This window comes from Pyramidobacter piscolens W5455, from assembly GCF_000177335.1.
In the GTDB taxonomy this organism is placed as follows: domain Bacteria; phylum Synergistota; class Synergistia; order Synergistales; family Dethiosulfovibrionaceae; genus Pyramidobacter; species Pyramidobacter piscolens.
The window spans coordinates 1-606 of sequence record NZ_ADFP01000088.1 but is presented as its reverse complement, the minus strand read 5'-3'; the positions used below and the strand labels follow the sequence as shown (position 1 = coordinate 606).

Annotated in this window: 2 tRNA genes and 1 rRNA gene; all 3 read left to right on the top strand. The window is 52.3% G+C overall.

From position 1 onward, the window contains the following. A 16S ribosomal RNA gene (locus tag HMPREF7215_RS08050) occupies window positions 1-297 on the top strand; the annotation flags it as partial. A gap of 82 nt (window positions 298-379) precedes the next feature. Continuing rightward, window positions 380-456, top strand: a tRNA-Ile gene (locus HMPREF7215_RS08045). 14 nt (window positions 457-470) lie between these two features. Beyond that, window positions 471-546: transfer RNA gene (locus tag HMPREF7215_RS08040), tRNA-Ala, on the top strand. Window positions 547-606 lie beyond the last annotated feature (60 nt).

Sequence of the window (606 nt, the reverse complement as noted above, 5' to 3'; positions counted from 1 at the left end):
CACAGAGAGAAGCGAGACCGAAAGGAGAAGCAGATCCCAAAAAGCCATCCCCAGTTCGGATTGCAGTCTGCAACTCGACTGCATGAAGTTGGAATCGCTAGTAATCGCGGATCAGCCAAGCCGCGGTGAATACGTTCCCGGGCCTTGTACACACCGCCCGTCACACCATCCGAGTCGGGTGCTCTCAAAGCCGGAGGCCTAACCGCGAGGAAGGATCCGCCTAAAGAGTGTCCGGTGAGGAGGGTGAAGTCGTAACAAGGTAGCCGTACGGGAACGTGCGGCTGGATCACCTCCTTTCTAAGGAGTATTTCACGAAATCAAGCTGCACGTTTGAAAAACGGAAATACAAAGCGACATTAGCTTAACTTCTTCACTTTGTGGGCCGCTAGCTCAGTTGGTCAGAGCACTCGGCTGATAACCGAGAGGTCAGAAGTTCAAATCTTCTGCGGCCCACCATATTCATTTTTGCTGGGGGTGTAGCTCAGTTGGGAGAGCGCCTGCTTTGCACGCAGGAGGTCGTCGGTTCGATTCCGGTCACCTCCACCAGCATAAGAACACTTCTATGGAAAGTTCTTTAACCCAACAGCAAGAAAAACGCAGTATATG